Here is a 6,823-nt window from a genome sequence, read left to right on the forward strand (position 1 = left end):
GATGGACTTCACCCCGAGCGAGGAGCAGTCCGCCGCACAGGGTCTGGCGGCGCGGATCTTCGGCGACCTGTCCACGCACGAGCGGCTGGTGGCGGCCGGTACGGGCACGGACGCGGAGCTGTGGAAGGAGCTGTGCGCGGCGGGACTGCCCGGCGCGGTCGAGGACGTCGGGCTGCTCGGCCTCGTCCTGCTCCTGGAGGAACAGGGCCGGACCACCGCCCAGGTCCCGTTCGCCGCGACCTGTGTGTACGGGCTGCTCGTGATCGCCGAGCACGGTACGGCGGAGCAGCGCGAGCGCCTGCTGCCCGGTCTGCGCGACGGTACGGCGGTGGCTACCGGCGCGTTCCCGGCGCGGGGCGGCGTGCACGCGTCGGACGGCGCGCTGTACGGGGCCGTGCCCTGGGTGCCCTGGCTGCGCGACGCCACCCAGGTGCTGGTGGCGGATGCCGACCGGGCCCTGTGGATCGTCGAGGCGGGCGCGCCGGGCGTCGCCGTGGTGCCGGTCGAGACGACCGCGCCCTGGGCGGCGGGGCGCCTCGTCCTCGACGGCGTACGCGGGGAGCGGGTCGGCGACGGGCCGGGAGCGTACGCGGCGGTCCTCGCCACGGCCCGCACCGCCTTCGCGGGGCTTCAGGCCGGGGTGTGCGCCGGCTCGCTCGCCCGCGCGGTCCACCACACCGCCACCCGTGAGCAGTTCGGGCGTCCGCTCTCCACCAACCAGGGCGTCCTGCTCCGCGCCGCCGACGCCCACATGGACACCGAGGCGATCCGGGTCACCGCGTACGAGGCGGCCTGGCGGCGGGACGAACAAAAAGAGTGCGGAGCACAGGCGTTGACCGCCGCCTGGTGGGCATCGGAGGCGGGCAAGCGGGTGGTCCACGCGGGCCAGCACCTGCACGGCGGCACCGGAGCCGACCTCGACCACCCGGTGCACCGGCACTTCCTCTGGGGCCGTCAGCTCGACGCGTACCTCGGCTGCGGCAGCGAAGTCCTGGAGGAGCTGGGTCTGTTGCTCGCGGACAGCCGTCAGGGGGACGCGTCGTGAGGCAGGCCTGCCGCGTCGGCGACGAGCTGCCGCCCCTGGAGATCCCGCTGACCCGGACCCTGATCGTCGCCGGGGCCATCGCCTCCCGCGACTACCAGGACGTGCACCACGACGCGGAACTGGCCCGGGAGAAGGGCTCCCCCGACATCTTCATGAACATCCTCACCACCAACGGGCTCGTCGGCCGCTACATCACCGACCACTTCGGCCCCACCGCCGTCCTCCGCAAGGTCGCGATCCGCCTCGGCGTTCCCAACTATCCCGGCGATGTCATGCGGTTGACCGGCCGCATCACCGAGCTGGCCGCCGGGGAACCCGCCGAAGCGACGGTCCGCATCACCGGCGACAACGGCATCGGACGCCATGTCACCGGCACGGTCACGGTGACCCTCCCGCAGAAGGGCGGAAGCGGAGCATGAGCATCCGCAGGGCCGACTCGCTCGGCGGGAAGGCGGCGATCGTCGGCATCGGGGCCACCGAGTTCTCCAAGGACTCCGGCCGCAGCGAACTGAAGCTGGCCGTCGAAGCCGTCCGCGCCGCCCTCGACGACGCGGGCCTCACCCCCGCCGACGTCGACGGGCTCGTCACCTTCACCATGGACACCAGCCCCGAGATCACCGTCGCGCAGGCGGCCGGGATCGGCGAGCTGTCGTTCTTCTCCCGGATCCACTACGGCGGCGGCGCGGCCTGTGCCACCGTGCAGCAGGCCGCCCTCGCGGTGGCGAGCGGGATCGCGGACGTCGTCGTCTGCTACCGGGCCTTCAACGAGCGCTCCGGCCGCCGCTTCGGCTCCGGCGTCCAGCGGCGCGAGCCGACCGCGGAGGGCACGGCGCTCGGCTGGAACCTGCCGTACGGGCTGCTCACCCCGGCCTCCTGGGTGGCGGTGGCGGCCCAGCGCTACCTGCACGCGTACGGCCTCGGCCCGGAGGTCTTCGGGCAGGTGGCGGTGGTCGACCGGCTCCACGCGGCACGGAACCCGGCGGCGTACTTCCACGGGAAGCCGATCACGCTCGCCGACCACGCCGCCTCCCGCTGGATCGTCGAACCGCTGCGGCTGCTCGACTGCTGCCAGGAGACGGACGGCGGCCAGGCCCTCGTCGTCACCAGCCTGGAACGCGCCCGCGACCTGCCCCGGCCGCCCGCCGTGGTCGTCGCTGCGGCGCAGGGCGCGGGCCGGTCGCAGGAGCAGATGACGAGCTTCTACCGGGACGGGCTGACGGGCCTGCCGGAGACCGCCGTGGTCGCCCGGCAACTCTGGCGCAGCTCCGGGCTGACCCCGGCCGATATCGACGTGGGCATCCTCTACGACCACTTCACCCCGTTCGTCCTGATGCAGCTGGAGGAGTTCGGTTTCTGCGGTTCCGGGGAGGCCGGGGACTTCGTCGCGGCGGACGTCCTGCCCCTGAACACCCATGGGGGCCAGCTGGGGGAGGCGTACCTCCATGGGATGAACGGCATCGCGGAGGCCGTCCGGCAGATCCGGGGCACCTCGGTGAACCAGGTGAGGGGGGCGGCGAGGTCGCTGGTCACGGCCGGTACGGGCGTCCCGACGTCGGGCCTGGTGCTCGGCGCGGACGGCTGAACGGCGGCGCCCGGCGCCCGGGGGTGTTCGGGGGGTCTCGGGGCTGGACCCTGACAGTCGCGCCCAGGCCCGTCCACCTTCAGGAGGTGCACGGTGCGCGGGCCCTACAACCTGAGGCGGACGGCGCTTCGGGACCTGGGGGCGATCCTCTCGGCGGTGCTCGCTCCTAGCGTTGAGTACATGACCACGCCAGTCTGCACGGGCGCCTCCAGGGCGGCCTCCGCCACCGCCGCCGGCCACCCCCACGCGCCCTACGCGTCGTTCTCCTCGTACGTACGGGCCCGGGGGCCCGTCCTGCTGCGTACCGCGCGCTCGCTCACCGCGAACCCGTGCGACGCGGAGGACCTGCTGCAGACCGCGCTCGCCAAGACGTACGTCGCGTGGGAGCGGATCGAGGACCACCGGGCGCTCGACGGCTATGTGCGCCGGGCCCTGCTGAACACCCGCACCTCGCAGTGGCGCAAGCGCAAGGTCGACGAGTTCGCCTGCGAGGAGCTGCCCGAGCGGGAGACCTTCCCGGCGCCGGACCCGGCCGAGCAGCAGTCGCTGCACGACGCGATGTGGCGTGCGGTGCTCAAGCTCCCGGACCGCCAGCGCGCGATGGTCGTCCTGCGCTATTACGAGGATCTGAGCGAGGCCCAGACGGCGGAGGTGCTCGGTGTCTCGATCGGTACGGTCAAGAGCGCCGTCTCCCGCGCCCTCGGCAAGCTCCGCGAGGACCCGGAGCTGACGCCGGTCAGTTGATCCGGACGGCCCGGTCCGCTGATCCGGACGGCCCGATGCGCTGATGCGGACGGCCCCGTACGCTCCACCACAGGAGCCCCGGACAGGAATTTTCTCCCGTGAGTAGTGACATACCACGTGGTATGTGCGCAGAATCAGCGGAACCTTACTGCCGCGTAGCGCCTACCGGGAGGACGCCGTGCTGAGCACCATGCAGGACGTACCGCTGACTGTCACCCGCATCCTGCACCACGGGATGACGATCCATGGGAAGTCGCAGGTCACGACCTGGACCGGCGAACCCGAGCCGCACCGTGTCACCTTCGCCGAGATCGGGGCGCGCGCCACTCGGCTGGCCAACGCGCTGCGCGACGAGCTGGGCGTCGACGGCGACCAGCGGGTCGCCACGCTGATGTGGAACAACGCGGCCCATGTCGAGGCGTACCTCGCCATTCCCTCCATGGGGGCCGTGCTCCACACCCTCAACCTCCGGCTGCCGCCCGAGCAGCTCGCCTGGATCGTCAACCACGCCGACGACAAGGTGGTGATCGTCAACGGCTCGCTGCTGCCGCTCCTCGTGCCGCTGCTGCCCCACCTGCCGAGCATCGAGCACGTCGTCGTGTCCGGGCCGGGGGACCGTTCGGGTCTCACCGGTGTCGCGCCGCGGGTGCACGAGTACGAGGAACTGATCGCGGACCGCCCCACCACGTACGACTGGCCGGAGCTGGACGAGCGTCAGGCCGCGGCCATGTGCTACACCTCCGGCACCACGGGCGACCCCAAGGGCGTCGTCTACTCGCACCGCTCGATCTACCTGCACTCGATGCAGGTCAACATGTCCGAGTCGATGGGGCTGACCGACAAGGACACCACCCTCGTCGTCGTGCCCCAGTTCCATGTGAACGCCTGGGGCCTGCCGCACGCCACCTTCATGAGCGGCGTCAACATGCTCATGCCGGACCGCTTCCTGCAGCCCGCCCCGCTCGCCGACATGATCGAGCGCGAGCGCCCGACGCACGCGGCCGCGGTCCCCACCATCTGGCAGGGCCTGCTCGCCGAGGTCACCGCCAACCCGCGCGACCTCACCTCCATGGCCAACGTGACCATCGGCGGCGCGGCCTGTCCGCCCTCGCTGATGGAGGCGTACGACAAGCTCGGCGTCCGGCTCTGCCACGCCTGGGGCATGACGGAGACCTCGCCGCTGGGCACCATGGCCCACCCGCCCGCCGGGCTGAGCGACGAGGAGCAGTGGTCCTACCGGGTCACCCAGGGCCGCTTCCCCGCCGGAGTCGAGGCGCGGCTGGTCGGCCCCGGCGGTGAGCACCTTCCGTGGGACGGCGAGTCGGCCGGTGAGCTGGAGGTCCGGGGCCCCTGGATCGCCGCCGCCTACTACGGCGGTGCCGACGGTGAGCACCTGCGCCCCGAGGACAAGTTCAGCGAGGACGGCTGGCTGAAGACCGGCGACGTCGGTGTGATCAGCGCGGACGGCTTCCTCACCCTCACCGACCGGGCCAAGGACGTCATCAAGTCGGGCGGCGAGTGGATCTCCAGCGTCGAGCTGGAGAACGCGCTGATGGCCCACCCGGACGTCGCGGAGGCGGCCGTCGTCGCCGTGCCGGACGAGAAGTGGGGCGAGCGGCCCCTCGCGACCGTCGTGCTCAAGGAGGGCGCCGCGGGAACCGGCTACGAGGCGCTGAAGGCGTTCCTCGCCGAGTCGGGCATCGCCAAGTGGCAGCTGCCGGAGCGCTGGTCGGTGATCGACGCCGTGCCGAAGACGAGCGTCGGCAAGTTCGACAAGAAGGTGATCCGCAAGCAGTACGCGGAAGGCGAGCTGGACGTCACCCAGCTCTGACCCTTCGAGCCCTTCGAGCTTTTCGAGTTCTTCGAGCCGCACGTTTCACGTGAAACAGGGCGGGGACGGTACGGGAATCCCGTACCGTCCCCGCCCTGTCGCAGGTGTGGTCAGTTGGTGCCGATCTTCGCCAGCAGGTCGACGATCCGAGACTGGACCTCGTCGCTGGTCGACCGTTCCGCCAGGAAGAGAACGGTTTCGCCCGATGTGAGCCGAGGCAGCTCCGCATGGTCCATCCCGGCCGAGGTGTAGACGACCAGCGGGGTGCGGTTCAGCTGCCCATTGGCCCGCAGCCAGTCGATGATCCCGGCGCGCCGGCGACGTACCTGCATCAGGTCCATCACCACGAGGTTCGGCCGCATCCGGCCCGCCAGGTCGACGGCCTCGCTGTCCGTCGCTGCGCGCGCCACCTGCATCCCGCGCCGCTCCAGGGTCTGCGTCAGCGCCACCGCGATCTCCTCGTGCTCCTCGATCAGGAGCACCCGGGAGGGATGCTGCTCGCTGTCGCGCGGGGCCAGCGCCTTGAGCAGGACGGCCGGGTCGGCCCCGTACGCGGCTTCCCGGGTCGCCTGACCCAGACCGGCGGTGACCAGCACCGGGACCTCGGCCGCGACGGCCGCCTGGCGTAGCGACTGCAGCGCGGTACGGGTGATGGGGCCGGTCAGCGGGTCGACGAAGAGCGCGGCGGGGAAGGCGGCGATCTGGGCGTCGACCTCCTCGCGGGAGTTCACGATCACCGGCCGGTAGCCCCGGTCGCTGAGCGCCTGCTGGGTCGGCACGTCGGGTGCGGGCCAGACCAGCAGCCGGCGCGGGTTGTCCAGCGGCTCGGGCGGCAGCTCGTCGTCGACCGGGTGCGGATGCGGCCGGTTGGCGACCTCGACCGCGCCCCCGGGGCCGTCCAGCGGCTCGGGCCCCTCGGCCCCTTCGTCGGGCGCCCCTATGGCGTACGCGCGCCCCTCCGCGACGGGCGGCGCGAGCAGCTGCCCCTCGCCGTAGCCGGTGCCGGGCCCGCCCTGCGCCGGCTGACCCGGTTGCCCGGCCTCCGGCGCCGGCCCCTGGGGCGGGGACGGGTTCTGCGGAGATCCGGGCATGGAGTCGGGTGCGGGTGCGGGAGTACCCGGCCGGTCCTGCTGGGCCGGTTCCTGCTGGCCACCGGCGGTCCGGGCCGGGGCGCGGTCGTTCTCCGGCGGGGCGGCGAGCTTGCGCCGCCGGCCGGCGCCGCCGAGGCTCTGGTGCGGCTGGTGCGGCTGGTTCTGCTGGTGCGCGAGGTGCTGGGCGAACGGCACGCCCTGGCCCAGCGTCCGCACGCTGAACGCCCTGCCCTGCGTCGAGTCGGGGTTGCTGCCGTCCGGCATCGGCTCCTCGGCGGGCAGCGGCTGCCGCCACGCGTCCGGGGCCGGGACGCCCGAGTCACCGTCGGCCGGGTGCGCGACGGCGGCGACGCCGGTGGTGTGGGCGGTCTGCCCGGTGCCGGTGCCGGTGCCTGCGGTCTGCCCGCTGTCGCCCCACGGCGCGTGGCCCGGCGCCTGAGCCGAACCCTGCGGTCCGCCACCGTCGGGCGGGCCGGGAAGGTGGTGCGGGCCGGGAGCGGCCGGGACGCCCTGCCCGGAGGTTCCGTCCG

The 6,823-nt window shown here is 72.9% G+C and carries 5 protein-coding genes and 1 pseudogene; 5 read left to right on the top strand and 1 reads right to left on the bottom strand.

Translation table 11 applies throughout. The features are described 5' to 3' along the window. The first annotated feature begins 1 nt into the window (after position 1). From B9S58_RS35485 to B9S58_RS35505, 5 genes are all read left to right on the top strand, one after another. Entirely contained in the window at positions 2–1,045 is a 1,044-nt protein-coding gene (locus tag B9S58_RS35485) for an acyl-CoA dehydrogenase family protein (protein ID WP_103535970.1), read from the top strand. Beyond that, the gene (locus B9S58_RS35490; RefSeq protein ID WP_103535971.1) at positions 1,042–1,464 is read left to right on the top strand and encodes a MaoC family dehydratase; all 423 of its coding nucleotides are present in this window, start codon (positions 1,042–1,044) and stop codon (positions 1,462–1,464) included. The genes B9S58_RS35485 and B9S58_RS35490 overlap by 4 nt, the downstream gene beginning before the upstream one ends. Beyond that, a complete protein-coding gene (locus B9S58_RS35495; protein ID WP_103535972.1) occupies positions 1,461–2,627 on the top strand; it encodes a lipid-transfer protein in 1,167 nt (388 codons plus the stop codon). The genes B9S58_RS35490 and B9S58_RS35495 overlap by 4 nt, the downstream gene beginning before the upstream one ends. A 180-nt stretch (positions 2,628–2,807) precedes the next feature. Next, on the top strand, positions 2,808–3,371 hold the full coding sequence (locus B9S58_RS35500) for a SigE family RNA polymerase sigma factor (RefSeq protein ID WP_103535973.1): 564 nt from the start codon (positions 2,808–2,810) through the stop codon (positions 3,369–3,371). Between the two features lie 178 nt (positions 3,372–3,549). Next, on the top strand, positions 3,550–5,202 hold the full coding sequence (locus B9S58_RS35505; RefSeq protein ID WP_103535974.1) for a long-chain fatty acid--CoA ligase: 1,653 nt from the start codon (positions 3,550–3,552) through the stop codon (positions 5,200–5,202). A 110-nt stretch (positions 5,203–5,312) separates the two neighbouring features. Here the strand turns inward: B9S58_RS35505 and B9S58_RS35510 are convergent. Then, a pseudogene (locus tag B9S58_RS35510) lies at positions 5,313–6,823 on the bottom strand (PAS domain S-box protein); the annotation flags it as partial.

The organism is Streptomyces sp. SM11, from assembly GCF_002910905.1.
Taxonomy (GTDB): Bacteria; Actinomycetota; Actinomycetes; order Streptomycetales; family Streptomycetaceae; genus Streptomyces.